The sequence below is a fragment of the Saccharothrix violaceirubra genome (assembly GCF_014203755.1).
Taxonomy (GTDB): Bacteria; Actinomycetota; Actinomycetes; order Mycobacteriales; family Pseudonocardiaceae; genus Actinosynnema; species Actinosynnema violaceirubrum.
The window spans coordinates 1,613,727-1,637,651 of the sequence record NZ_JACHJS010000001.1 but is presented as its reverse complement, the minus strand read 5'-3'; the positions used below and the strand labels follow the sequence as shown (position 1 = coordinate 1,637,651).

At 71.3% G+C, this 23,925-nt stretch carries 22 protein-coding genes; 7 read left to right on the top strand and 15 right to left on the bottom strand.

The window, feature by feature from the left end:
• Positions 1-148: 148 nt before the first annotated feature.
• A complete protein-coding gene (locus F4559_RS08215; RefSeq protein ID WP_184667214.1) occupies positions 149-544 on the top strand; it encodes a hypothetical protein in 396 nt (131 codons plus the stop codon).
• 319 nt (positions 545-863) lie between these two features.
• On the opposite strand, the gene polA is transcribed toward F4559_RS08215, so the two are convergent.
• Positions 864-3,488: a DNA polymerase I gene (polA, locus tag F4559_RS08210; protein ID WP_184675556.1), complete on the bottom strand. Its 2,625-nt coding sequence runs from the start codon at positions 3,486-3,488 to the stop codon at positions 864-866.
• A 112-nt stretch (positions 3,489-3,600) separates the two neighbouring features.
• On the opposite strand from polA, the gene F4559_RS08205 reads away from it, so the two are divergent.
• Entirely contained in the window at positions 3,601-3,999 is a 399-nt protein-coding gene (locus F4559_RS08205) for a hotdog fold thioesterase (RefSeq protein WP_312865520.1), read from the top strand.
• The gene (locus F4559_RS08200) at positions 3,996-4,517 is read left to right on the top strand and encodes a DUF4352 domain-containing protein (protein ID WP_184667210.1); all 522 of its coding nucleotides are present in this window, start codon (positions 3,996-3,998) and stop codon (positions 4,515-4,517) included. Before F4559_RS08205 ends, F4559_RS08200 begins: the two co-directional genes overlap by 4 nt.
• Before the next feature lie 183 nt (positions 4,518-4,700).
• Here F4559_RS08200 and F4559_RS08195 read toward each other — a convergent pair whose 3' ends face one another.
• The 7 genes from F4559_RS08195 to F4559_RS08165 all read right to left on the bottom strand — a co-directional run bounded on the left by F4559_RS08195 (position 4,701) and on the right by F4559_RS08165 (position 11,613).
• Positions 4,701-5,405, bottom strand: coding sequence for an ABC transporter ATP-binding protein (locus tag F4559_RS08195; RefSeq protein ID WP_184667208.1), 705 nt, complete (start codon positions 5,403-5,405; stop codon positions 4,701-4,703).
• Positions 5,395-6,135: an ABC transporter ATP-binding protein gene (locus F4559_RS08190; RefSeq protein ID WP_184675554.1), complete on the bottom strand. Its 741-nt coding sequence runs from the start codon at positions 6,133-6,135 to the stop codon at positions 5,395-5,397. The genes F4559_RS08195 and F4559_RS08190 overlap by 11 nt, the downstream gene beginning before the upstream one ends.
• Positions 6,136-6,167: 32 nt before the next feature.
• The gene (locus F4559_RS08185; protein WP_184667206.1) at positions 6,168-7,328 is read right to left on the bottom strand and encodes an ABC transporter permease subunit; all 1,161 of its coding nucleotides are present in this window, start codon (positions 7,326-7,328) and stop codon (positions 6,168-6,170) included.
• The gene (locus F4559_RS08180; protein WP_184667204.1) at positions 7,325-8,284 is read right to left on the bottom strand and encodes a branched-chain amino acid ABC transporter permease; all 960 of its coding nucleotides are present in this window, start codon (positions 8,282-8,284) and stop codon (positions 7,325-7,327) included. The genes F4559_RS08185 and F4559_RS08180 overlap by 4 nt, the downstream gene beginning before the upstream one ends.
• A 170-nt stretch (positions 8,285-8,454) precedes the next feature.
• Positions 8,455-9,627, bottom strand: coding sequence for a branched-chain amino acid ABC transporter substrate-binding protein (locus tag F4559_RS08175; RefSeq protein ID WP_312865519.1), 1,173 nt, complete (start codon positions 9,625-9,627; stop codon positions 8,455-8,457).
• A 263-nt stretch (positions 9,628-9,890) separates the two neighbouring features.
• Complete coding sequence (locus tag F4559_RS08170; protein ID WP_184667202.1) at positions 9,891-10,490, bottom strand: ANTAR domain-containing response regulator; 600 nt, start codon at positions 10,488-10,490, stop codon at positions 9,891-9,893.
• Between the two features lie 178 nt (positions 10,491-10,668).
• On the bottom strand, positions 10,669-11,613 hold the full coding sequence (locus tag F4559_RS08165) for a basic helix-loop-helix domain-containing protein (RefSeq protein WP_184667201.1): 945 nt from the start codon (positions 11,611-11,613) through the stop codon (positions 10,669-10,671).
• 202 nt (positions 11,614-11,815) lie between these two features.
• Here F4559_RS08165 and F4559_RS08160 point away from each other — a divergent pair, with 202 nt between their 5' ends.
• Positions 11,816-12,235, top strand: coding sequence for a CoA-binding protein (locus F4559_RS08160; protein ID WP_184667200.1), 420 nt, complete (start codon positions 11,816-11,818; stop codon positions 12,233-12,235).
• On the opposite strand, the gene F4559_RS08155 is transcribed toward F4559_RS08160, so the two are convergent.
• The gene (locus F4559_RS08155; protein WP_184667199.1) at positions 12,232-12,612 is read right to left on the bottom strand and encodes a RidA family protein; all 381 of its coding nucleotides are present in this window, start codon (positions 12,610-12,612) and stop codon (positions 12,232-12,234) included. The two genes, F4559_RS08160 and F4559_RS08155, sit on opposite strands and share 4 nt — an antisense overlap.
• Before the next feature lie 25 nt (positions 12,613-12,637).
• Here F4559_RS08155 and F4559_RS08150 point away from each other — a divergent pair, with 25 nt between their 5' ends.
• Both F4559_RS08150 and F4559_RS08145 read left to right on the top strand, forming a co-directional pair.
• The gene (locus tag F4559_RS08150) at positions 12,638-13,444 is read left to right on the top strand and encodes an alpha/beta fold hydrolase (protein ID WP_184667198.1); all 807 of its coding nucleotides are present in this window, start codon (positions 12,638-12,640) and stop codon (positions 13,442-13,444) included.
• A 93-nt stretch (positions 13,445-13,537) separates the two neighbouring features.
• On the top strand, positions 13,538-15,529 hold the full coding sequence (locus F4559_RS08145) for an NACHT domain-containing protein (RefSeq protein ID WP_184667197.1): 1,992 nt from the start codon (positions 13,538-13,540) through the stop codon (positions 15,527-15,529).
• Here the strand turns inward: F4559_RS08145 and F4559_RS08140 are convergent.
• The 4 genes from F4559_RS08140 to F4559_RS08125 all read right to left on the bottom strand — a co-directional run bounded on the left by F4559_RS08140 (position 15,498) and on the right by F4559_RS08125 (position 19,782).
• A complete protein-coding gene (locus F4559_RS08140; RefSeq protein WP_184667196.1) occupies positions 15,498-15,935 on the bottom strand; it encodes a DUF2269 domain-containing protein in 438 nt (145 codons plus the stop codon). The two genes, F4559_RS08145 and F4559_RS08140, sit on opposite strands and share 32 nt — an antisense overlap.
• Before the next feature lie 81 nt (positions 15,936-16,016).
• Positions 16,017-16,772 (bottom strand): pentapeptide repeat-containing protein, encoded by a 756-nt coding sequence (locus F4559_RS08135; protein ID WP_184667195.1) that lies wholly within the window; start codon positions 16,770-16,772, stop codon positions 16,017-16,019.
• The gene (gene recQ, locus F4559_RS08130) at positions 16,769-18,571 is read right to left on the bottom strand and encodes a DNA helicase RecQ (protein WP_184667193.1); all 1,803 of its coding nucleotides are present in this window, start codon (positions 18,569-18,571) and stop codon (positions 16,769-16,771) included. Before recQ ends, F4559_RS08135 begins: the two co-directional genes overlap by 4 nt.
• Positions 18,568-19,782, bottom strand: a complete 1,215-nt coding sequence (locus F4559_RS08125; RefSeq protein ID WP_184667192.1) for a phosphorothioated DNA-binding restriction endonuclease family protein — start codon at positions 19,780-19,782, stop codon at positions 18,568-18,570. Before F4559_RS08125 ends, recQ begins: the two co-directional genes overlap by 4 nt.
• Before the next feature lie 181 nt (positions 19,783-19,963).
• On the opposite strand from F4559_RS08125, the gene F4559_RS08120 reads away from it, so the two are divergent.
• Positions 19,964-20,122 carry a hypothetical protein gene (locus tag F4559_RS08120; protein ID WP_184667190.1) on the top strand — a complete coding sequence of 53 codons (159 nt, stop codon included), beginning with the start codon at positions 19,964-19,966 and terminating at the stop codon, positions 20,120-20,122.
• On the opposite strand, the gene F4559_RS08115 is transcribed toward F4559_RS08120, so the two are convergent.
• Both F4559_RS08115 and F4559_RS08110 read right to left on the bottom strand, forming a co-directional pair.
• Entirely contained in the window at positions 20,062-21,846 is a 1,785-nt protein-coding gene (locus F4559_RS08115) for an alpha-keto acid decarboxylase family protein (RefSeq protein ID WP_184667188.1), read from the bottom strand. The genes F4559_RS08120 and F4559_RS08115 overlap by 61 nt on opposite strands.
• Positions 21,843-23,921, bottom strand: coding sequence for a flavin monoamine oxidase family protein (locus tag F4559_RS08110; protein ID WP_184667187.1), 2,079 nt, complete (start codon positions 23,919-23,921; stop codon positions 21,843-21,845). Before F4559_RS08110 ends, F4559_RS08115 begins: the two co-directional genes overlap by 4 nt.
• Positions 23,922-23,925 lie beyond the last annotated feature (4 nt).

Genomic DNA, 23,925 nt, shown 5'->3' with positions numbered 1-23,925 from the left:
GAGACCTCTCGACGAGACCGTGCGGATGCCACCGTTCGAGTGGCACCGCACGCGCCGCCGGCGCACCGGCGGTAGACCTTGCGCCGAAGCGGTGCGGCCGATCAGGCACCGTGGAATGATCTTGGTCGATCCGAACTCGGGGGGACGGATGAGACGGAGCACCGCGGTGGCGGCCTCGGTGGCGTTGGCGGCGGCATTGGCCGCGACGTCCTGGTACGACACGCTTTCCGGCCGGGCGACACCCGAACCACCGCACCGCGTCACGCCGGAGGCCGATCCGGCCGCGGTGTCGACGCCGGACCCGACAGCCGATCCTGTGCCGTATCCGACACCGCCCGGTACCGCACCCGACCCGGCCGCCGGCGTCCCGTCCCACTCCCCCGCCACCCGCGCGGACGCCGACTCCGCACTTCGGGCCGCCGAGCGGGAAGCGCGGACGATGGCCGCCTGCCACGAAGCGGCGAAGGCCCTGCGCGAGGCCACACGCGACGATGACGAAGCGGGCAGCGCCGCCGCGTTCCGCGTCCTGTTCTCGACCTGCTGACCACGTTCTCCCGCGCGGACTCCGGACCCGATTCCCGAACCCGGCCCGGACGACCCGTTCGGGTCGGGCGACGACCAGCCCAAGGCGACCCCGTTCGCCTTGGGGGTCGACCAACCCGGACAACCTCTTGCCCCGCGTGCCGACCGACACGAACGAGCCCGGCCGTCCCGGGCGACCACCGACCGGACAACCCTCTTGCCCCGCGTGCCGGGCAGCACGAACGAGCCCGCTCGAGTCCCGGGCGACCGCCGGCCGGACCTCCCGGCCTGGGTGCCGACCGGTCCGACGGCTTCGTCGGCCGGTCGGCACGCGGCATCGGTCAGTGGGCGGCGTCGTCCCAGGAACGGCCCACGCCCACCGAGACCTCCAACGGCACGGACAGTTCGTAGGCGCCGCCCATGTGCGCGCGGACCAGTTCCTCGACGGCCTCGCGCTCGCCGTCCGCGATCTCCAGCACCAGTTCGTCGTGCACCTGCAACAGCATCCGGGACCGCAGGCCGCTTTCCTCCAGCGCGCGGAACACCCCCAGCATGGCCACCTTGACGATGTCGGCGGCACTGCCCTGGATCGGGGCGTTGAGGGCCATCCGCTCGGCCATCTCGCGGCGCTGCCGGTTGTCGCTGGTCAGGTCGGGCAGGTAGCGGCGCCGGCCGAGGATGGTCTCGGTGTAGCCCTTGTGGCGGGCGTCCTCGACGATCGTGTGCAGGTAGTCGCGCACCCCGCCGAAGCGGCTGAAGTACGCCTCCATCTGCTCGGTCGCCTCGGCCGCCGAGATCCGCAACTGCTGCGCCAGGCCGTATACCGACAGCCCGTAGGCCAGGCCGTAGCTCATCGCCTTGACCCGGCGCCGCTGCTCGGCCGTCACCTCGGCGGTCGGCACGGAGAACGCCCGCGACGCCACGAACGTGTGCAGGTCCTCGCCGCTGCGGAACGCCTCGATCAGCCCTTCGTCGCCGGACAGGTGGGCCATGATCCGCATCTCGATCTGGCTGTAGTCGGCGGTCATCAGCTCGGCGTAGCCGGGCCCGACCACGAACGCCTGCCGGATGCGACGGCCCTCGTCGGTGCGGATCGGGATGTTCTGCAGGTTCGGGTCGGTCGACGACAGCCGGCCGGTGGCGGCGATGGTCTGGTGGAACGTGGTGTGGATGCGCCCGTCGTCCGCGACCGCCTTGAGCAGACCGTCCACAGTGGACTTGAGCCGGGTCACGTCGCGGTGCGCCAGCAGGTACTGCAGGAACGGGTGCCCGGTCTGCTCGAACAGGTTCTGCAACGCGTCCGCGTCCGTGGTGTACCCGGTCTTGGTCTTCTTGGTCTTGGGCATGTCCAGCTCGTCGAACAGCACCGCCTGGAGCTGCTTGGGCGAGCCGAGGTTGATCTCCTTGCCGATGACCGCGTACGCGTCCTGCGCGGCCTGCTTCACGCCCGCCGCGAAGTGCGCCTCCAGCGAGGCCAGGCGCGTGCTGTCGATCGCGATGCCCACGGCCTCGACCTCGTCGAGCACGACCTCCAGCGGCAGCTCCAGCCCGGCGAGCAGCTCCGCCTGGCCGGTGTCGCGCAACTCGCCGTCGAGCGCGTCGGCCAGCTCCGCGACCGCGAACGCCCGCAGGATGGCGCCGGTCGCGATCTTCTGGCGTTCCTCCTCCTCGTCCGCGAGCAGCGAGAGCTGGCCGTCGTCGGACTCCTCGGCCCGCAGCTCGCGCTTGAGGTAGCGCAACGCCAGGTCGTCCAACGCGAACGACCGCTGCCCGGGACGCACCAGGTACGCGGCCAGGGCCGTGTCGCTGGTGACGCCGCGCAACGTCCACCCGCGCGCCCGCACGGCACGCAGCGGCAGCTTGAGGTCGTGGGCGGCCTTGGGCACCGCCGGGTCGGCCAGCCAGGCGGACAACGCGGCCTCGTCCGCCGGCGTCAAGGTCGCGGTGGCCGCGTACCCGCCGACGCCGCCGGACGCGAGCGCCAGGCCCTCCAGGTCGACGCCGGTGTGCCGGAAGGACAGCCCGACCCGGCCCGACCGGGCGTGCTCGTCGAGCCACGCGGCGACCCCGCCGGGCTCGATCGCGCCACCGGAGACCTCGAAGCCCTCCTCGGCCTCGGGTTCGGCCGTGGACAGCGTGGCGAACAGGCGGTCGCGCAGGACGCGGAACTCCAGCTCGTCGAAGAGCCGGTGCACGGCGTCGCGGTCCCACGGCTTGGCTTCCAGCTCGACCGGACCGAGCGGCAGTTCGACGTCGCGCACCAGCTCGGTGAGCTGCCGGTTGAGCAGGATGTTGGGCAGGTTGGCCCGCAGCGCCTCGCCGACCTTGCCCTTGACCTCGTCGACCCGGTCGACCAGGCCGCCGAGCGAGCCGTACTCGGTGAGCAGCTTGACGATCGTCTTCGGTCCGACGCCGGGCGTGTTGGGCAGGTTGTCGGAGGAATCGCCGCGCACGGCCGCGTAGTCGGCGTAGCGGTCGGGCGTGACGCCCTGCTTCTCCAGCACCAGCGCGGGGGTGTACCGGGCCAGCTCGGAGACGCCCTTGACCGGGTAGAGCACGGTGACCCGGTCGGTCACGAGCTGCAGCGCGTCACGGTCGCCGGTGCAGATCAGCACCTCGTAGTCGAGCGCGGTGGCCTGGGTGGTGAGCGTGGCGATGAGGTCGTCGGCCTCGTAGTTCTCCTTGCTCACCGTGGGGATCGACAGCGTGGCGAGCACGTCCTGGATCAGGCTCACCTGCCCGCGGAAGTCGTCCGGCGTCTCGCTGCGCCCGGCCTTGTAGTCGGCGTACGCCTCGGTGCGGAAGGTCCGGCGCGAGACGTCGAACGCGACCGCGACGTGCGTCGGTTTCTCGTCGCGCAGCAGGTTGATCAGCATCGAGGTGAAGCCGTAGACGGCGTTGGTGGTCTGACCGGTCGCCGTCCGGAAGTTCTCCTTGGGCAGCGCGAAGTACGCCCGGTAGGCCATCGAGTGGCCGTCGACCAGCAGCAGGCGGGAGGCTCCGGTGGTGTCCGCGGGGGTGCTCACGGGTCGAGTCTAGGGTGGGGGTACGACAGTCCCGCACCGAGTGGAGCAGCCCGTGACATCGCTTCCGGACCTGATCGCCGACGCGCCCGAGCAGCTCGCCGCGAAGCTCGGAATCGAGATCACCCGATGGGATGCCGACCGGCTCGAGGGGACGATGCCGGTGAAGGGCAACCGCCAGCCGTACGGGCTGCTGCACGGCGGCGCGAACGCGGTACTCGCGGAGACCCTCGGCTCGATCGCGGCGGCCCTGCACGCGTCACCGGATCGTGTGGCGGTCGGCCTGGAGCTGTCGTGCACGCACCACCGCGCGGTGACCGAAGGGCTGGTGACCGGCGTGTGCACGCCCGTGCACCGGGGACGCAGCACGGCCACGTACGAGATCGTGCTCACCGACGAGAAGGACCGGCGGGTGTCCACGGCCCGCCTCACGTGTTTCCTGCGCGACGCATGAGAGCGGCGTTGGCGGGACTGCTGGTGCTCGCGGGGTGCGCCGCCGCCCCGACACCGGCACCCGTGCCGTCGACGTACCCCGTGCCGCCGCAGACCGTGCGGCCGGACGAACGCGTGCCCTCCGCTCCGACGACGTCGGACGGCGACACGGCGTTCACCCTGCTGGGCGTGACGACCGGCCTCGACTCGGTGTTCGGCTCCCACGCGGAGTGGCCGGCGAAGGGCGCGTTCGTGCGCATCCGCATCAGCGTGGTGAACACCGGGCGCGGTTCGATCCTGCTGGACGCCCGACGACAGGTGCTCGTGGACGACCAGGGCGGCACGCACCAGGTCGACGAGCAGGCGATGACGATCAGACGTCAACCCGACGAGATCGACCTGGGCTCGAACGTCCGGATGGAGTTCGACGTCTACTACGACCTGCCACGCGACCGGACGCCCGTGACATTGCGCGTATGGGGCGGCCCGACACTCACAGACCTGAAGGACGACCAGAGCACCGACATCCCCTTGAGGTGAAACAACGCCGAGGCCAAGCACCCTCGATCGAGGGAGCCTGAACGCGTATTTCAGGGTGTCCGAACAGAGGACTCGCGGTGCCTGAGTGCACAACTCGCGGTGCCTGAACGTATAACTCGCGAGACGGGAAGGGGCCCGCCGCACCCTGGAAGGTGCGACGGGCCCCCAGAGGCACCACGAAGGTCAGTGACCGCCGAGATAGGCGGCACGCACCTGAGGATCGTCCAACAGGTCCAGACCGGGAGCGCTCTTGACCACACGCCCCGTCTCCAGGACATAAGCCCGATCCGACAACTTCAGAGCCTGACGGGCGTTCTGCTCCACCAGCAGCACCGTCGTCCCCCGCTTGTTGATCTCCTTGATGATCTCGAAGATCTGGGCGATCAACTTCGGCGCGAGCCCCATCGACGGCTCGTCGAGCAGCAGCACCCGGGGCTTGGTCATCAACGCCCGCCCGATGGCGATCATCTGCTGCTCACCGCCGGACATCGTGCCGCCGAACTGCGTCTTGCGCTCGGCCAACCGGGGAAACAGCTCGTAGACCTCGTCGAGGTCCGCCGTCAGGTCGTCCTTGCGCGTGTAGGCGCCCATGAGCAGGTTCTCCTGCACCGTCATGCCGGGGAACACGCCCCGACCTTCCGGCGACTGCCCGATGCCCGCCACGACCCGCTTGTGGCCGGGCATCCTGGAGATGTCCGCGCCATCGAACAGGATCGACCCCGACGTCAACGGGCGCAGGCCCGAGATCGTCTTGAGCGTCGTCGTCTTGCCCGCGCCGTTGGCGCCGATCAGCGACACGATCTCGCCCTCGCCGACCTCCAGGCTGATGCCCTTGATCGCGGCGATCTTCCCGTAGTGGACGTGGATGTCCTTGATCTCAAGAAGCATCTTCGGACACCCCCAGGTACGCCTCGATGACCTTCGGGTCGTTCTGCACGTCGGCCGGGAGTCCTTCCGCGATCAGCTGGCCGAAGTCGAGCACCGCGACCCGGTCGCTGACGCCCATGACCAGACTCATGTCGTGCTCGATCAGCAGCACGGTCCGTCCGCTGTCCCGGATCTTGCGGATGAGCGCCTGGAGCGCCTCCTTCTCCGCCGGGTTCATGCCCGCCGCCGGTTCGTCGAGCAGCAGCAGCTTGGGATCGGTCGCCAACGCGCGCGCGATCTCCAGCCGGCGCTGGTCGCCGTAGGCCAGGTTCTTCGCGGTCTCGGTCATCCGCGCGGAGATGCCGACGAAGTCGAGCAGCTCCCGCGCCAGCTCGCGTCCGCGCTTCTCCTCCTTGCGGTGCCATGGCAGGTTCAGCGTGGCACCGATGGCACCGGTCCTGTGGTGCGCGTCCGCGCCGACCATCACGTTCTCCAACGCCGACATGTTGTGGAACAGCCGGATGTTCTGGAACGTGCGGGCGATGCCGAGCTTGGTGATGCGGAACCGCTTCTTGCCGTCGATGCGCGCGCCGTTGAACAGCACCTGGCCCTCGGTCGGCTGGTAGACGCCGGTGACCACGTTGAACACCGTGGTCTTGCCCGCGCCGTTGGGGCCGATGAGGCCGAAGATCTCGCCCTGGTCGATGTGGAAGTCGGCGCCGCCCAGTGCCCGGACGCCGCCGAACTGCATGACGACCTGGTCGAGTTTGAGGACCGGAGTGCTCACTTGGCCGCCTCCGAGGTCGCGACGTCGGTGTCCGGGCCGGGGACCTCGGCACCCAGGGTGCCCATGCCGCCGGTGCCCTCGTGCAGTTCGGCCTTGCGCCGTCGTGACGGCAGCAGGCCTTCCGGCCGCAGCGCCATCATCAGCACGAGCACGCCGCCGAACAGCAGGATGCGGTACTCGGCCGGGTCGCGGCCCAGGGCTTCCTTGAGCCACTCGACCTCGCGGAACCGCTCGGGCAGCCAGCCGATCACGAACGCGCCCAGGATGACGCCGGGCAGGTTGCCCGAGCCGCCGAGCACGACCGCGGCCAGGATCGTCGCGGACAGGATGAACGGGAACGTGTTCGGCTCGATGAACACGGCCTTGCCCGCGTAGATGCCGCCGGCCAGGCCGCCGATCATGGCGCCGATCGCGAACGCGAGCAGCTTGAACTTGAACGTGGGCACGCCCATCAGCTCGGCCGCGTCCTCGTCCTCGCGGATCGCGGCCCAGGCCCGGCCGACGCGGCTCTTCTGCAACCGCACCGAGAAGATGATCACCAGCACGATCGCGGCGACGATCAGGTAGTAGTACGGCGCCGGGTCGAGCAGGAACTTCGTGCCGAACACGGGCGGCGGGTGCGGGATGTTCGCGATGCCGCGCGCGCCGCCGATCTCGTCGGTGTTGTTGGCCGTGATCCGGACGATCTCGCCGAAGCCCAGCGTCACGATCGCCAGGTAGTCGCCGCGCAGGCGCAGGGTCGGCGCGCCGAGGATCACGCCGGAGACGGCGGCCAGGATGATGCCGAACGCGACGGTGGCCCAGTAGTTCCAGCCGTAGTGCGTGCCGTAGTAGGCGACCGAGTACCCGCCGATCGCGAAGAACGCGACGAAGCCGAGGTCCAGCAGTCCGGCCTGGCCGACGACGACGTTCAGGCCGACGGCGAGCAGGATGTACGTGCCGATCGGGTAGATCAGCACCGTGGTCCAGTCCGCGCCGGGCGACATGAACGAGCCGATCCAGGGCGCGGGCAGCACCAGGGACAGGCCGATCGCGGCCAGGTACACGAGGTAGCGCTGCCAGGTCTTGGCGTGCTCCCACCAGTCGCGGAGACCGTCGGCCAGCGCGCCGACGCGCCTCAACGGATTAGTTGTGCCGGTCACTGCGTCGCCTTTCACGCGCGGGCCTTTTGCAGGGATTCGCCCAGGATGCCGGTGGGCCGGAACATCAGGACGACCACGAGCACGGTGAACGCGATGACGTCCTTCCACTCCGAACCCAGGAAGATCGCGCCCCAGTTCTCGATCAGGCCGAGCGCCACGCCGCCGAGCAGCGCGCCGCGCAGGTTGCCGATGCCGCCGAGGACGGCCGCGGTGAACGCCTTGATGCCGAGCACGAACCCGATGTTGAAGACGGTGTTCTCGAACTCCATCAGGTACAGGGCGCCGGCGATGCCGGCCATGGCACCGCCGAGCAGGAAGGTGGTCCGCACGATGTTGTCGATGCTGACGCCCATGAGGACGGCGGCTTCGGGGTCCTGCGCGGTGGCCCGGATGCCGCGGCCGATCCTGGTGCGGTTCACCACCCGGTCGAGCGCGACCATCATGATCACCGCCGCGACGACCACGATGACCTGGTCCAGGCGCACGTCCGCGTTGCCGATCTGGAACAGCACGTCGCGCGCCGCGACGCGGGGGATCGACTGCTGGTTGCGTCCCGGGTTGCCGGTGATGGCCGGGATGACGACGAGGGCGAACAGCTCCTGGAGGAACAGGGACGCGCCGATCGCGGAGATCAGCGCGGTGAGGCGGGTGGCACCCTTGCGCCGCAGCGGCCGGTAGGCCACCAGCTCCAGCAGCACGGCGGCGCCGCCGGAGACGGCGCCGGACACCAGCATCATCAGCAGCAGCACGCCGACCAGGGCGATGCCCGTCAGCGGCACGTCGGGCGCGACGGCGGTGACCACCACGAGCGACGCGAACGTGCCGATCATGAAGATCTCGGAGTGCGCGAAGTTGATCAGGCGCAGCACGCCGTAGACCATCGTGTAGCCGAGGGCGACGAGCGCGTAGATGGAGCCGAACACCAGTCCACCCACGGTGCTGGGTAGGAACTGGTCGAGGAAATCAGACATGACTTGTGGGCCTCACGAGACGGGGCGGGGGGAGAGGACTCGCCATAGCGGTGGGGAGCGGGTGCGCCGTGGTTCCGGCGCCGCCCGCTCCCCCTCCAGACGAAACGTGCCCTGGACGGTCCCGAAAGGACCTGCCCGGACGAACGTGCTCGGTGGAGCCGTCTCGGAGATCAGCCTTCCAGCTTGGCCTCGGAGGCCAGGCCCAGCAGCTTCAGCGCGCCGCCCTTGACCTGGTAGATGAAGACCGCGCTCGTCTCGGGCTCGCCGTTGGACTTGAACTTGATCTTCTTCGAGACACCGTCGAACGTTAGCGTCTTGAGGAACTCGTTGATGTCCGTCGACGTGGTCTTGCCGGCGTCGATGGCCTTGAGGAAGGTCGACGCGGCGTCGTAGCCCTCGGTCGAGTAGATCGCCGGGTCCGTCTTGTACGCGGCCTTGTACGAGTCGAAGAAGGTCTTCTGCGCACCCGTCGCGTTGGCGTAGGGGATGTTGCACGGGCAGGCCAGGATGGCGCCTTCGGCGGCTTCCTTGCCCGCGGCGGCGACGAGCTGCGCGTCGAGCGAGCCGTCACCGGAGGTGAACGGGGCCGTCACGCCGCCGTCACGCAGCTGCTTGAGCAGCTTGCCGGCCTGCGCGTAGTAACCGCCGTAGACGATCACGTCGGGGGCCGACGACTTCACGCGGGTGACGGTCGACGAGTAGTCGGACGCGTCCTTGGCGAACTTGTCGGTCTCGACCGTGACGCCCTTGGCGGTGAAGCTCTTGGCGACCGCCTCGGCCAGGCCGACGGAGTACTCCTGGTCGTCGGAGATGACGAACGCCTTCTTGGGGCTCTTCGCCTTGATCAGGAAGTCCGCGATGCCGGGGCCCTGGTCGTCGTCGTTGGCGACGACGCGGTGCCAGTAGGTCCAGCCGTTCTTGGCCAGGCCGGTGCCCGTGGCCGACGGGGACACGCTGGGGATCTTGTTCTCCTCCAGCTGGCCGCCGATCGCCTTGGACTCGCCCGAGAAGGCGGGGCCGATCAGGCCGGCGATCTTGTCCTGGCCGACGGCCTTGGTGATCAGCGACGTCGCCTGGTCGGACTTGCCCTGGGTGTCGTACTTGATCAGGTTGACCTTGATCTTCGGGTTCTTGGCGTTGTACTCGTCGACCGCGAGCTTCGCGCCGTTGTACGGCGGGATGACGATCGCGGCGCCTTCGCCGGTCAGGTCACCCATGAAGCCGATCTTGATCTCCGAGGCGTCGCCTGTCCCGCCGCCGCCACCGCTGCCGGCACAGGCCGAAAGCGCCAGCGAAGCCGCCGCGGCGACCGCCAGGACTCGGCCCAGTCGTGCTCCTGACACCGGAATACCTCCCATGACCAACCAACCCGCCGGGTAGGCGAGGCCCCCACACGAGGGCTTGGGTTAGGGCAGGAACGTAGCTTCCGTCCGGTTCGGTGAACAGGTGGTCTTCCGGCTCTGTGTCCACATCGTGACGGTAGTCACGGTCAAATCCGCGCATGCATTAAGCCCGAATGCAGCGCAAATCGCCGCTGGTCACAATCCCACTGCGGGCTGTGACGAACAATGTGCACGAAGGAGTGTCCGATACTCGAACAGGTAACTCAACCGAAGTTTTCGATGACCGCTTCGGCAACGGCCTTCATGGTGGTGCGACGGTCCATCGCCGTGCGCTGCACCCAACGGAACGCCTCGGGTTCGGACAACCCCTGCTTGCTCATGAGCAGACCCTTGGCCCGTTCGACGACCTTGCGCGTCTCCAACCGTTCGGTCAGCCCCGCGACCTCGTTCTCCAACGCCTGGAGTTCGGAGAACCGGCTCATCGCCAATTCGATGGCGGGCACCAGGTCGCGCTTGGCGAACGGCTTGACCAAATACGCCATCGCACCCGCGTCGCGCGCCCGCTCGACGAGGTCGCGCTGGCTGAACGCGGTGAGGATCACGACCGGCGCGATGCGCCCGCCCGCGATGGCCGCCGCCGCCTCGATCCCGTCGACCTTGGGCATCTTGACGTCGAGGATGACCAGGTCGGGACGCAGTTCGGTGGCCAGCGCCACGGCCTCCTCGCCGTCGGCGGCCTGCCCGGCGACCTCGTAGCCCTCCTCGCGCAGCATCTCGACGAGGTCGAGGCGGATCAGGGCCTCGTCCTCGGCGACGAGCACCCGACGCGGCGCGGGCCCGGCCTCGGCAGCCTGCTGGGTCACCGGGGTCCTCCTGGGGTTCGGCGGGACGCTACGGCCCACGCGGTCGCGATGGGCGAAAGCGCAGTCTACCTGCGCCGCAACCGCCGCCGGCGCGCTCGGCCCGTGATCACGACCACCGGTCGCGGAGCGTGTCCCGGGCCGGGCTCGCGCCACCCGGCCCGGTCGATCAGGACCCCGCTCAGGTGGTCCTGCCCCAACCCGTCACCCCTTCGGGCCAATCCGCCGCGGCGAGCGCCTCCTCGTGCGCCGGATCGGGCCCGTCGACCACCCGCAGGAACAATTCCCGCCACCCGTCCGACAGCCCGAGTCCGCCCGCGACGCCGGGCACCTCGCGCACGTTCGCGAACCCGAACACCGGGTCGAGCAACCGGTCGACGACACCGGTCACGCCGACGCTCTCCGGCCATTCGACCCACCACGTGTCCCCTTGCGACCAAGAGCGCACCCACGGCGTGTCGGCGAACAGGTGCGGGCGGCGCAGCAACGCGCTGCCCAATCCGGTCGGGCGCGGGAATTCGGCCAGGTGGTCGCGTTCGGCTGCGCTCAGCGGCCCGTCGACGAATACCCCGGTCAGGCCGCGTCCCGTCATGAGCGTGCGCACGTAATCCATGCCTTCGGCGAACCGCCGGGCGTCCACTCCGGCGAATACGACCGAAGCTTCGGTGTCCAGCAGCACGAGTTCGAGCGAACGCGGGTGCTGCCGCGTGCGCAGGCCGGGCACGCCCGCGAGCCACCCGTCCTCCTCGCGGGGCAGCAGCTCGAACAGCAGCGGGCCCAGCGCGTACCCGGTCAGGTGCAGCCGCGACAGCGGCCCCGGTTCGGCGGCCCGGAACGCGTGCGCGGGCCGCAGCATGCTGGCCGGCGGGCGCAGTTGCAGGTGCGCGCCCGCGTCCGTGCCCGCCTGGAACACCACGCACTCCAGAGCGCGCTGGGCGTCGTCCTCCGCGTCGGGCAGGACCAGGCCCCGCGCGGTGCCCACGCCGTCGAGCGCGGCGGCGACCCGGCGCCGGACGTCGTCGGCGTGCAGCGCGGCCCGGACGGCGGGCACGGCCTGGGAGAGGTTCTCGCCGGTGTAGCCCCGGCGGAGATCGACCAGTCGGTCGGTGAGCGACGAACGTGCCATGGCGATGTCCTCGGTCTCGCCGCCCGGCACGGCGGTACTAAGGACGCGGTGGCGCGTCGACTGCGGGGGTTCATCGTCCACTTCGGACGGCGGGTGTCTGCACCCTGCGGCGGAACACCACCGGTCGCCGGGGAGGGTGGCTCCTGCCTCGCGCCCGTCCGGACGCCCGCCGTCGATGCTAGCAGCGGCCTAGGGTGGCGTCATGGGAGAAGCGTGGGGAGAGGTCGACACCATCCGTCGGGTGCTGGCGCTGCGCGGCACGTGGGCGGTGGTGGGTCTGTCGGAGAACCCGGGACGGGCGGCGTACGGGGTGGCCGCGTTCCTCCGGCGGCACGGGGTGCGGATCGTGCCCGTGCACCCGGACGCGCCGACCGTGCACGGGGAACAGGGCTACGGGTCGTTGGCCGACATCCCGTTCCCGGTCGACGTGGTCGACGTGTTCCGCCGGTCGGAGGCCGCCGGGGCGGTCGCCGACGAGGCGGTGGCGATCGGCGCCAAGGCGGTGTGGTTCCAACTCGGCGTGGTCGACGAGGACGCCTACGCCCGGACCACGGCCGCCGGTCTCGACATGGTGATGGACCGCTGCCCGGCGATCGAGTGGGCGGCCAACGGGCCGCGTTAGGCCCGCTTGTGCGCGGTGACCTCGATCTCGATGCGCATGCGCGGGTCGGCCAGCCCGACCTCCAGCATCGTCGCGGCGGGGCGGACGTCGCCGAACGCGGCGCGCAGCACCGGCCGGCACGGTTCGAACTCGGCGGCGTCGGGCAGGTAGTAGGTGACGCGGACGACGTCGGCGAACGACGCGTCCGCCTCCTTCAGCGCCCATTCGATGTTGCGCAGCGCCTGTTCGGCCTGGGCCACGACGCCCTCGGCGATGGTCATGGTCGTGTAGTCGAAACCGGTGGTGCCGGAGACGTGCACCCACTCGCCGTCGACCACGGCGCGCGCGTACCCGATGCTCTCCTCGAACGTGGAGCCCGACAGCACGATCCGTCGCATGCGGTCGACCTTATAGCCTGCCCGCATGCCGATCACGACCCTCAACGGGATCAACCTCAGCTACGACGTCTCCGGCGAGGGCGAACTGGTCGTCCTGGTGATGGGCACCGGCGGTCCGGGTCGGGTGTGGCAGGCGCACCAGGCTCCGGCGTTGCGCGCGGCCGGGTTCCGGGTGGCCACGCTGGACAACCGGGGCATCCCGCCGACGGACGAGTGCGCGGCCGGCATCCGGCTGGCCGACCTGGTCGGCGACGTGGCCGCGTTGATCGGGCACCTGGGCGGCGGACCGGCGTCGGTCGTGGGCACGTCCATGGGTGCGCACGTGGCGCAGGAACTCGTGGTGACGCGGCCGGAACTGGTGCGCAAGGCGGTGCTGCTGGGCACGTCCGCCCGCGTGGACCCGGTGTCGCAGGCCATGTCGCGGGGTGAACGGGCGTTGTTCGACGACCGCGTGACGCTGCCGGCGAGCTACCACGCGGCCGTGAACGCCGTGCTGAACCTGTCCCCCGCCACGCTGCGCGACCCGGTGGCGGCGCGGGACTGGTTGGACGTGTTCGAGTTCAGCGGCCAGGAGATCACGCCCGGCGTGCGCGCCCAGTTGGAGCTGGACGACCACGAGGACCGGCGGCCGAGGCTGCGCGGCGTGACCGTGCCGTGCCTGGTCGTCGGGTTCGCCGACGACCGCGTGCTGCCGCCGTACCTGGCCCGCGAGGTCGCCGACGCCATCCCGGGCGCGCGGTACGCGGAGGTCGCCGACGCCGGGCACTACGGGTTCCTCGAACGGCCCGAGGAGGTCAACCGCCTGCTCGTGGAGTTCCTGACCACCCCCTAAGCCGTTGGTCCCAACGGCCCAAACCCGGGTGCCGGGCCCTACCACCGGGCCGGTATCGCCGTTACCGTGCGATTCCGGGCCGGGAAGGGGCATATGGACTACCGACGGTGGGCACGGGTCACGCGCCTGACCGCACTCGCCGGGGTGGGCGGCGTCGCGGTCCTCGTGGTGCTGCCGGTGGCCCTGAACGCGGCGACCGGAGGCAGCGCACCCCGCGTGCTCGGCCCCTACGCCGCGTGGCTGTGGCCGGCGCTCGCGGCGCTCGGCGTGATGGCCGCCGTGCTCGCGGCGTGGGAACCGGTCGCGGCACGCCTGGTCCGGCGCCGGCCCGCGCACCCGGCCAACCGGGTCGCCGTGCTCGACCAGGTCGACCGGCACGTCCGCGACCGCGTCGAGGGCTCCCTGGTCGCCCAGGTCCGGCTCAAGCTCGGCGTGGCACCGCGGGTCGCGCCCCGATTACCCGTCCGGGCGCGCGTGCCGCTGGTGGTGGTCGGCGAACCCGGCGCGGGCAAGACGACGTTGCTGCTGGAACTGGCCGGGACCCTGGTGGCCCGCGCCCGCAAGAACCCCGACCGGCCCGTGCCCGTGCTGCTCGACCTCGGGCGGTGGCGGCCCGAGCGGGACTTCGGCGAGTGGCTGGTGCGGGAACTGCGCGCGCGGTACCGGATCGGGCCGCGCGTGGCACGCCACTGGTTGCGCGAACGGCGGTTCGCGCTGCTGCTCGACGGGCTCGACGAGGTACCCGTGCGGTACCGGGCGGAGTGCCTGGCGTGGGTGACCGCGCTGGACGTTCCGCACGTCGTGCTGTGCTGCTCGACCGAGGACTACGAGCGGCTGCCGCGCTACGACGTGGTACGCGTGGAACCGTTGCGGCGCACGGACGTGCTGGCGTTGATCACCGCCTGCGAGCCGCGCCTGGACGGGCTGGCCGAGGCGTTGACCAAGCACCCCGAGGTGTGGGACGAGGTGCGCACGCCGCTGGCGTTCGGGTTGCTGGCGCTGGCCTACCGCACCGGGCGCACCGAGTACCGGGGGTTGCTGGACACCTACGTGGTCGAGTCGGCCGCGCGCGGGCCCGAGGCGCCGACGCGGACGTTGCGCGCGTTGCGGTTCCTGGCCCGGATCGCCCGCCGGGAGGGCGACCTCGCCGCGCGGCACCGGCTGCCGGGTCGGCTGGTGTGGCTGGACTTCGTGTCGCCGCACGCGGTGTGGCGGCTGTTCCGCCGGGCCTCCCCCGCGTCGCTGGCCGGCGCGTCGGCCGCGCTGTGCCTGGTCGTGGGCGCGCGCCTGGGTCTGGTGCCGGCCGCGGTCGTGGCGACCGTCGGCGTGGCGCTGAACCAGGGCAGGTTCGTCGAGCGCTTCCCCGGCACGCACGGAAAGCGTTGGGCGACAACGGGTTTCCTGCTCGGTTTCGGCGTGGCCGGCGTGGCCGCGACGCTCGGTGCCGTACTGGGCGACCGGCTCGCGCGGTGGCCGGGGCCGGTGACGTTCGCGGTGACCGTGGTCGTGGCGTACGCCGTGGCGCGCGGCCTGACCCGGGACCGCTACTGGGCGGCGGCGTGCGCGTTGGTGCCGACCGGGGTCATGGTGTGGACGGGTCCGGTGCCCGCGGTGGCCGCGGGGCTGGGCATCGGGTTGTCGGGTGTGGTCGTGGGTCTGCTGACCGGCGGCCTGACCCGGGTGTGGTGCGACCTCGGGCGCACGCCGGGCCGGGGGCCGCGCTGGCTGCCGGTGGCCGGGTTCGCCGGTGCCGGGCTGGCGGCGTTGGCCGGGGCGCCGTGGGGACCGGACGCGGTCGCGCCGGTCACCGGTCTGCTGGTGGGACTGGCCGTGACGCCGCTGGCCGCGCGGTCGTCGGCGTTGGCCGAGGTGCTGGCCCGGCCGTTGACGCTGCACGACCTGCCGGTGCGGCGGCGGGCGTTGCTGCACACCGCGCGCGACCGCGTGCTGCTGGTGGACGGCACGCGGTTCCCGCACGTGCTCGTGCGCGACCACCTGGCCGACTGCGACCCGGAGGAACTCGGCGCGCACGCGGCGCGGCGGCGTTCGCGGTTCAGGCCCACCGGGTACGGGCGCGGGGCTTGAACACCGACAGCACCGTGCTCACGACGTAGACCGTCAGCGACACCGACGACGCGACCACCACGTCCAACGCCCCGCGCGGGTCGCCCGCCGCCGCGTCCCGCACCGCCGACCGCAGCAGGAACGTGGTCGCGGCCAGGGCCAGGACCGTGAGCACCAGCTTGATCAGCACCCACCAGTGCTTGGCCAGTCCCCAGTGCGTGCCCAGCGCCAGCACCACGCCGGTGACCAGCGCGACCAGACCCAGCGGCACCAGGGCGTAGTCCGCCAGCACGACCACCGCCCGGTAGAGCGTCGCGTCGCCGTACGCGGCGAGGCCCAGGGCGAGGTCGCCGAGCGTGACGCCGAGCCAGCCGACCGACGACACGACGTGCAGGCACAGCAGGGTCTTCCGGGTGAACGGACGCATGCCCGCCAGCGTGCCGGGCGGGCGGGCGGGTCCGCGTCGGCGCGGAGTCGACATCCGGGCGTGCGTCGGCTGACGTACGCGTCACCAGTGGGCGGGCGCGCGCAGGCCCTCGGGCAGCCGGGTGGTCCGGTCGCCCCGGGCCGCGTCGAGCTGGGACTGGGTGAGGAAGAACGCCTCGCGCAGGTCGGCGCCGGACAGGTCGGCGTCGCGCAGGTCGGCGCCGGTGAAGTCGACGCGGCGCAGGTCCGCGCCGCGCAGCCGGGCGCCGATCAGGTACGCGCCGCGCAGCGTGGCACCGCGCAGGCCCGCCCGGGACAGGTCCTTGCCGACCAGGTCGGCGTTGCGCTTGTTCTTGCCGCGCAAGCCTTTCCGGGCCGCCTCGCTCGCCTTGACCATGATCGCGTCGACCTCGCGCCACCACGGGCCGACGTCGAGCGCGAGCAGGTTCTCCGGGGTCTCCCGGGTGAGCGCGGCGATCTCGTCGAGGCGCGCGGTGGTGGCGCGGTCGGGTGCGATGCGCGCGGCCTCGGTCAGGTACCAGAGGAGTTCGTGCAGTTGCCGCATGACCGGGAACACGGCGCGGGCCCGCGCCGTCGGCGTGCCGCCGAACGTGACCTGGGTGACCTGCTGCCCGGCGCCGAAGCAGTCGTAGACCGTGCAGCCCCGGAAACCCTTCTCCCGCAGGCGGGTGTGGATGCCGCAGCGGAAGTCGTCGGCCAGGTTCGGGCACGGGGTGTGCGCGGGTTTGTCGATCGCGAAGTCGACGGACTTGGCGAACGCGGGCACCACGCAGCACAGTCCGACGCAGCGCGCGCAGTCCGCCCTCAACTCGGTCATGCCGACAGGGTGTCCAGGATCTGCTGACCGTACTTGGCCAGCTTGTTCTCGCCGACACCGGTGACCGTGCCGAGCTGGTCGAGCGTGTCGGGTGCCCGGGTGGCGATCTCGCGCAGGGTGGCGTCGTGGAAGATCACGTACGCGGGCACGCCCTGCTCACGGGCCTGCCCGGCCCGCCAGGCACGGAGCCGTTCGAACACCGGCAGGGCCTCCTCGGGCAGCGCGACCTGCTCGGCGCGCTTGGCCTTGGCCGCCTTGGCGGGCCGGACCCGTTCGGGATCGCGGCGCATCGACACCTTGCGGGCCTTGAACAGGACCTCTTCGCTGTCGGGCGTGAGCACGAGCGTGGAGTACTCGCCCTCGACCGCGATCAGGTTGTTCGCGAGGAGCTGGCGGACGACGCCGCGCCAGCCGGCCTCGTCGAGTTCGGTGCCGATGCCGAACACGGACAGCGTGTCGTGGTCGTGCTGGAGGACCTTGGCCGTGCGGCGGCCGAGCAGGATGTCGATCGTCTGGCCGGCGCCGAACTTCTGCCGGCGTTCCTTGCGCAGCCGGACCACGGTGGACAGCACCTTCTGCGCGGGCACGGTGGCGTCCCACGTCTCCGGCGGGGCCAGGCACGTGTCGCAGTTGCCGCACGGGGACGCGGACTGGCCGAAGTAGTCGAGCAGGCGGACACGGCGGCACTCGACGGTCTCGCAGAGGGCGAGCATGGCGTCGAGGTGGTGCATCAGCTTGCGGCGGTGTGCCTGGTCGCCCTCGGAGTCGTCGATCATCTTGCGCTGCTGGACGACGTCCTGGAGGCCGTAGGCCAGCCAGGCGGTGGACGGCAGGCCGTCCCGCCCCGCGCGGCCGGTCTCCTGGTAGTAGCCCTCGACGGACTTGGGCAGGTCGACGTGGGCGACGAAGCGGACGTCCGGCTTGTCGATGCCCATGCCGAACGCGATCGTGGCGACCATGACCAGGCCGTCCTCGCGCAGGAACCGGGACTGGTTGCGCGCCCGCGTGCCGGCGTCGAGCCCGGCGTGGTACGGCAAGGCCGTGAAACCGTTGTCGGACAGGAACTGCGCGTACTTCTCGACGGAATTGCGCGACAGGCAGTAGACGATGCCGGAGTCGTCCGCGTGTTCGGTGCGCAGGAAGTCCAGCAACTGCTTGCGCGGGTCGTTCTTGGGCACGATCCGGTACTGGATGTTGGGCCGGTCGAAGTCGGAGACGAAGTGCCGGGCGTCGGTCAGGCCGAGGCGTTGCGCGATCTCCGCGTGGGTGGCCTTGGTGGCGGTCGCGGTGAGGGCGATGCGCGGGACGTCGGGCCACCGCTCGTGCAGCTGGGAGAGCGCGAGGTACTCGGGGCGGAAGTCGTGGCCCCACTGGGACACGCAGTGCGCCTCGTCGATCGCGAACAGCGAGATCTTGCCGCGGTCGAGCAGGCGGGCGGTCTGCTCGGTGCGCAGCCGCTCGGGCGCGAGGTAGAGCAGGTCGATCTCGCCGTGCAGGAACTGGGCCTCGACCATGGAGCGCTCGTCGGGGAACTGCGTGGAGTTGAGGAACCCCGCGCGCACGCCCAGGTTCTGCAACGCGTCGACCTGGTCCTGCATCAGTGCGATGAGCGGGGAGACGACGACCCCGACCCCGTCCCTGACCAGGGCCGGGATCTGGTAGCACAACGACTTGCCCCCGCCCGTGGGCATGAGGACCAACGCGTCGCCGCCCGCGACGACGTGGTCGACGATCTCCTGCTGCTCCCCCCGGAAGGACTCGTACCCGAACACCTTGCGGAGGACTTCCCGGGAAGTCATTGGGGGATGGTAGCGAGCCCCTCCGACAGTCCTCGGAACACGTGCTCCCGATGCCACTGGAAGTAAGGTCCCGACCGCTCCGGGTCGACACCGGCCACGACCCCGGCCCGGCCGTCGAGGAAGCCGTCGGTGCCGTGGACCAGCACCGTCCCGTCGGCGTCGACCGCGAGGTAGCCCAGCTCGTAGAGCCGGTCGCAGCCCAGCGAGCAGGCGAGCATGGCCACGTTCTCCAGGTCGCCGCGCTCGTCGTCGGTGCACTCGGCCCGCTTCTTGACATGGGCGGCGACCAGGAGGTCCACCGGGAACACCCGGCGGCACAGCGCGCACTCGGCCGTCGGACCGTCGCCGATCAGCAGCCGGCGCAGCTCGCCCTGCTCCTTGCGGTAGGTGGCGAGGGCTTTGCCGTCGAACACCGCGTAGTCGCGCCGCGTGGGCCGGCCGAGGGGCCGGACCACCACCCGCCCGTCCTCGAGCCGGGTGCCGGGCCGGGTGAGCAGCACCGCGGTGACGGCGTCGCCGAGGTCGTCGACGGACACCGAGCCGTCCGCACGGAGCCGGTCGAGGCCGTACTGGACGAGGGCGGCATCGGCGTCGGGCCCGACACCCGTGCCTTCCAGGTCGCGCAGCACCCGCTCGGCGCCGGGAAGGGTCGCCAACCCGACGAAACGGCGCAGGGCGTTCCCGTCCACATCGCCCAGGTAGGTCGTGGCCAACGTGGCCAACGCCCGGTCGCGGGTGATCGGGTCGCGGAGCACCGCGGCGGCCTCGGCGGTGAACCCGGCCGTCGTCGCACCGTCACGCGCGGTCGGTTCCTCGTCCAGCCCGTGCGTCTCCCACAGCCGCTCCGCGGATCGCAGGTGCCAGAACGGGTACTGCGGCGTGACCTGCCCGTGCCCGAACTCGCCGAGCACGGCTCCGACGCCCGCACGGAACTCGTCCCACCGGAACAACCGCCCGTGCCCGGTCCCCAACCGGGCGATCGCCCAGACCAGGGCGAGGGGCTTGTGCGGCGCAGACTTCCCGTCCTTCCGGTGGGTCTTGAGGTGGCCGAGGGTGACCAGGAGGTCGTCGGCGGACCACCGACGCATGATGTCGAGCGCGGAGGACGGGCCCGCGTGGTCGTCCACCCCGGGCGCCGGCGCTCCGTCGTATCCGATGCCCTCGACGGACGCCGCGTCCGGCGGTGCCCCGTCCTTCCCGACTCGTGCCACCACCACACCCTGCCAGAAGATCACCCCGAAACGGCCGGACATCCCAGCCGCACGGACCGACAGGGCGTGACGATTCCCGGGGACATGGACCACGCGTTCCGGTAGCCGTAGGCGTCATGGCCTGCTCGGACGTCCACACCGGGTTCGACCGGTCCGGCCGTGCGTCGACGAGGACGGGGTCGTGCGGCGGACCCGGGGCCGCGCGGAACTCGGGCGGTTGCGGCGGGAGGCGGGCCACGACGTCGACGACACGCGGCTCGCCTACCACCGTGCGCTGTGCTACCTGCCGCCCTCGGGCTGGGCGCACTCCTCGACCTTGTACGAGATCGAGACCGGGTAGTCGTCGCGGCGCAGCCGCACGTGCACGAGCACCGGCCCGTAGTTGACGCTGTCCGCACGGTCGCCCAAGCGCCGCAGCAGGTCCGCCAAGTCCTCCTCCGAGGCGACCTCCACGCCGGTCATCGGGGCCGTCGCGGTGCCGAACACCTGCGCCAACGCGTCGTACCGCCAAGGGTGCAGGATGTTGTAGTAGTCGGGTTCCGACGAAGGCGGCTTCGTGTAGTAGCACGGGGCCACCAGCATCTGCTCGATGCCGTAGAAGCCCTCGTTGTCCAGCACGAAGATCACCGGGCGCAGGCCGTGCCGCACGTGGGTCGACAGTTCCTGCACGACCTCCTGGAACGAGCCGTCGCCGACGAACACCAACGGCCGCCGGTCCTGGCGCACCAGCGCCACGCCGGTGGCCGCGCCGACCGAGTAGCCGATGGACAGCCAGCTGTTCTGCGCCAGATAACCGTCCTTTTCGGACACGTGCAGGCTCATCGAGCCCAGCAGCGAGAAGCCCGCGTCCGACACCACGGTGTAGGTGCGCGGCGACGCCGCGAGCAGGTCGTTCACCCGGTCGAACAGCAGGTCGTAGGTCAGCCCCGTGCCCGCCGCCACGGCCCGGGTCGAGCGGTACGCCGACGGCACGGGCAGGCCGGCCTCGTGGGCCCGCGCGTAGTAGTCCGCCTCGAAGTGCCGTTCGCCGAACCTGGTCACCAGGCGGTCGCGCAGCGCCTCGACGAACGCCGGGAGCCGCACGTCCGGGAAGTACGACGCACCGACGCTGACGCCGTCGTGCGCGGCCACGATCCAATCCGGCCCGATGCTGCGCTCGCCGCCCAGGTTCTTCGACGTCGACCACGAGCCGATGCCGATCCGGACCCGCGCCCACTTCTGGAACACCGTATACACCCACGGCGTGCTGGACTTCCCGTTGTACACGCCGACGAAGTACGGGTGGTCCTCGGACAGCACGGCCTTGCCGCCGATCGTGGTGCAGAACGGGATCCCGGTCGCCTCGACGAGTTCGCCGAACGGCCCGGCCAGGTCGAACCGGTCCACCTCCTCCCCCGCCCACAGGATCGGCCGGCCCAGCTCCTCGATCAGCGCCACGGCCGCGTCGACCGCGCGGCCGAGCACCTGCTCGTTGCGCGCGGTGACCGGACGGGTCCGCGCGGTCAGGTCCCCGACCGGCGAGGCGCACGGCGCGTCCCAGACGTCCTCCATCACCTCCAGGTACACCGGCCGGCGCTCGGACAGGCACGCCACCAGCGCGGCGTCGATCTGCACGGGCGCCAGCGCGGCGTTGGTGACCACCTGGGCGTCGACCGTGACCTGCCGGTACACGTCCAGGTTGCTCTCCCGCCGCTGGCTCATGTGCGACGTGAGCAGGCCGATGGCCCGGTAGTTCAGCCACTGCTCGTAGGTGGGCGTGGCGTTGATCGCCACCACCGGGACGTACTCCACATAGGACCCGCCGATCGGGTTGAGCAGGGTGAACGCGCCGACGCTGTAGGTGACGGCGGCGGCACCGATCCGGGGTCCCGGCCGGACGCGGGCGTACGCGTCGGCCGCGTACCCGGCGCCGACCTCGGTGGGCGTGCCGATCCACTCGATGCCCGGCGTGTGCCCGACGGCGGTCAGGAACGGCCCGAGGTGGTTGCCGGGCACGCCGAAGACGTGCTCGATGCCCAACGACGCCAGGCGGGACGCGAGGTAGCGCGCGACGGTGGTGGTCATCGGTTCGGCGACCCCGCGTGCTCGGGCGTGCCCTCGGGGGTACGCCGGGTCGGCAGGACCTCGGGTCCGGACAGCTCCAGCGGCGCCTCGTGCACGGCGATCGCGGCCTGGATGGCGGTCTCCAGCGCGCCTTCGATCCACGCGTGCTTGAGCGACACGTGCTCGCCGGCGAAGTACAGCGGCCCCTCGGGTTTGCCGACGTCGAGGTGGAAGCTGGTCATCTGGTGCGGCGTGTACACGGCCGCCTCGCCGTACGCGTACGGGTCGCGCAGCCAGCTCTGCGTCCGCCCGGCGCCGGTGTAGAACACCTCGATGCGCCGGCCGTGCACGGCCTGGAGGTTGCGCAACGCGTAGATGTAGCGCTCGTCGTCGTCCAGCGAGTCCCACCGGGCCGCGTCGTCGGACCAGCTGTAGCTCGCCAGGACGACGCCGCCCTCGCTGCCCGGCACGCGGTGCGACGGGTAGTACATGAACCGGTTGGGGTTGTCGGTGGCCGAGCCGCCGCCGAACACGTTCGTCGCGGGGCGGACGGCCGGACCGATCAGCCGCACCGACCGGTTGAACTCGAGCTGGCGGTCGGGGATCGCGGTCTCGTCGACCGACGGGTGCGCGCCGAGCAGGCCGGTGGTCGTGGTCTCCCACCGCTGCGGCACGGAGAACGCGGCCGACTCCGCCGCCTCGTCGACGCGCTGGTAGAACTCGTGCACGCCGCCGTCGATCGCGCCCAGCTCGCGCCGCCAGTCCTCCTCGGTGAACTCCCACCAGCGCTTGGAGAACTCCAGCAGCACCTTGGTCGCCTGGTCGTAGTGCGTCTCGATCACCGCGCGCCGCTTCTTGTACGACATGGGCGGGTGGACCTCGACGAACCGCAGGCCGGACAACGGGACCGTCACGATCGCGACGTCGCCGGTCCACACGGTCGGCGGCCCGGTCTGGTCGGACTCGGCCACGGTGTGCACGGCGACGAACGGCCCGTCGGGGCCGACGTGCCGGCTCGGCGCGTGGTCGCGGCGCGGGTCCCAGTACTCGATCCGGACCGCGCGGTGGCCCAGCCGGACCTGGTCCACGAGCCGCTCGTGCAGCGCGTCGGGCAACCGCCGGCTGCCGCCGGGGATCTCCCAGTACGTGACGTTGGGGTTGATGTCGCTGCGCCCCAGGAAGCTGTGGAAGAACGACAGGTGCAGCCGCGAGGTCATGTTCTCGACCGTGCCGATGGCCTCGATCGCCTCGTCGCTGAGCCCGGCGTGGTCGCGCAGGAAGTCGCCCATGGAGCAGCCGTCGAAGTCGCGGATCACCCGCGCCCAGCCGTCGAGCCACTCCTCGAACGGCTTGTTCACGCGCACGCCGTCGACGATCTCCGAGTAGTAGTCGCGGACCTGCTCCAACGCGTCGTCGAGCATCCGCGTCGTGGTCACGCGCACCTCGTCGGCGGTGAGGTGGAAGCCCTCGTTGAGCATGCTCGGGTCGCGCGCGTAATCGGCGCGGCGCACCTGGGTGCCGTTGGCGCGGATCCAGGCGCGGTTGCGCTTGACCGGCTGCGCGACCACGGGCGGCTGCCCGTCGGCGGGCCAGGTCTGCCCGGTGAACGACCGGTAGAACACCGGCGGCGGCTCGACCGACGGCGGTTCGGTGGCCGGGTCGACGTCGACGTTGTAGAACAGGCGCCGGCCGAGGCCGAGCTTGTCGACCAGGCCGAGCACCAGCGGGTGGAAGTCGGGCAGCCGCATGGCGCCCGCCTCGCCGTACTGGAGCGGGTCGCGGAACGCCGGGTGCCCGGGATCGGCGGTGTGGAAGGTCTTGATCCGGCCGCCGACCCGGTTGCCGTTGGCCTCCAGGACCGTCACCCGGTGCCCCGCGTCGACGAGCAGGCCGGCCGCGACCAGGCCCGCGATGCCCGCGCCGACGACGAGCACGTCCTTGGGCCGGTCGGTCGGGTCGAGCCCGGCGCCGAGCAGGACGTCGAGTTGGCGGAGCTTCTCGTCGGAGTCGTCGGAACCGACGAGCAGGAGGTGGCGGGCCAGTTGTCGACACGTGCGCCACCGGGCGTGGCGGTTCTCGTCTCGCGATTCGGTCATACGG

Excerpts from the sequence above, each read along its gene's own strand:
- F4559_RS08215 (WP_184667214.1), top strand. The coding sequence starts at position 149 with ATGAGACGGAGCACCGCGGTGGCGGCCTCGGTGGCGTTGGCGGCGGCA.
- polA (WP_184675556.1), bottom strand. The coding sequence starts at position 3,488 with ATGGCCTACCGGGCGTACTTCGCGCTGCCCAAGGAGAACTTCCGGACG.
- F4559_RS08200 (WP_184667210.1), top strand. The coding sequence starts at position 3,996 with ATGAGAGCGGCGTTGGCGGGACTGCTGGTGCTCGCGGGGTGCGCCGCC.
- F4559_RS08195 (WP_184667208.1), bottom strand. The coding sequence starts at position 5,405 with ATGCTTCTTGAGATCAAGGACATCCACGTCCACTACGGGAAGATCGCC.
- F4559_RS08190 (WP_184675554.1), bottom strand. The coding sequence starts at position 6,135 with ATGCAGTTCGGCGGCGTCCGGGCACTGGGCGGCGCCGACTTCCACATC.
- F4559_RS08180 (WP_184667204.1), bottom strand. The coding sequence starts at position 8,284 with ATGTCTGATTTCCTCGACCAGTTCCTACCCAGCACCGTGGGTGGACTG.
- F4559_RS08165 (WP_184667201.1), bottom strand. The coding sequence starts at position 11,613 with ATGGCACGTTCGTCGCTCACCGACCGACTGGTCGATCTCCGCCGGGGC.
- F4559_RS08160 (WP_184667200.1), top strand. The coding sequence starts at position 11,816 with ATGGGAGAAGCGTGGGGAGAGGTCGACACCATCCGTCGGGTGCTGGCG.
- F4559_RS08155 (WP_184667199.1), bottom strand. The coding sequence starts at position 12,612 with ATGCGACGGATCGTGCTGTCGGGCTCCACGTTCGAGGAGAGCATCGGG.
- F4559_RS08150 (WP_184667198.1), top strand. The coding sequence starts at position 12,638 with ATGCCGATCACGACCCTCAACGGGATCAACCTCAGCTACGACGTCTCC.
- F4559_RS08145 (WP_184667197.1), top strand. The coding sequence starts at position 13,538 with ATGGACTACCGACGGTGGGCACGGGTCACGCGCCTGACCGCACTCGCC.
- F4559_RS08140 (WP_184667196.1), bottom strand. The coding sequence starts at position 15,935 with ATGCGTCCGTTCACCCGGAAGACCCTGCTGTGCCTGCACGTCGTGTCG.
- F4559_RS08135 (WP_184667195.1), bottom strand. The coding sequence starts at position 16,772 with ATGACCGAGTTGAGGGCGGACTGCGCGCGCTGCGTCGGACTGTGCTGC.
- recQ (WP_184667193.1), bottom strand. The coding sequence starts at position 18,571 with ATGACTTCCCGGGAAGTCCTCCGCAAGGTGTTCGGGTACGAGTCCTTC.
- F4559_RS08115 (WP_184667188.1), bottom strand. The coding sequence starts at position 21,846 with ATGACCACCACCGTCGCGCGCTACCTCGCGTCCCGCCTGGCGTCGTTG.
- F4559_RS08110 (WP_184667187.1), bottom strand. The coding sequence starts at position 23,921 with ATGACCGAATCGCGAGACGAGAACCGCCACGCCCGGTGGCGCACGTGT.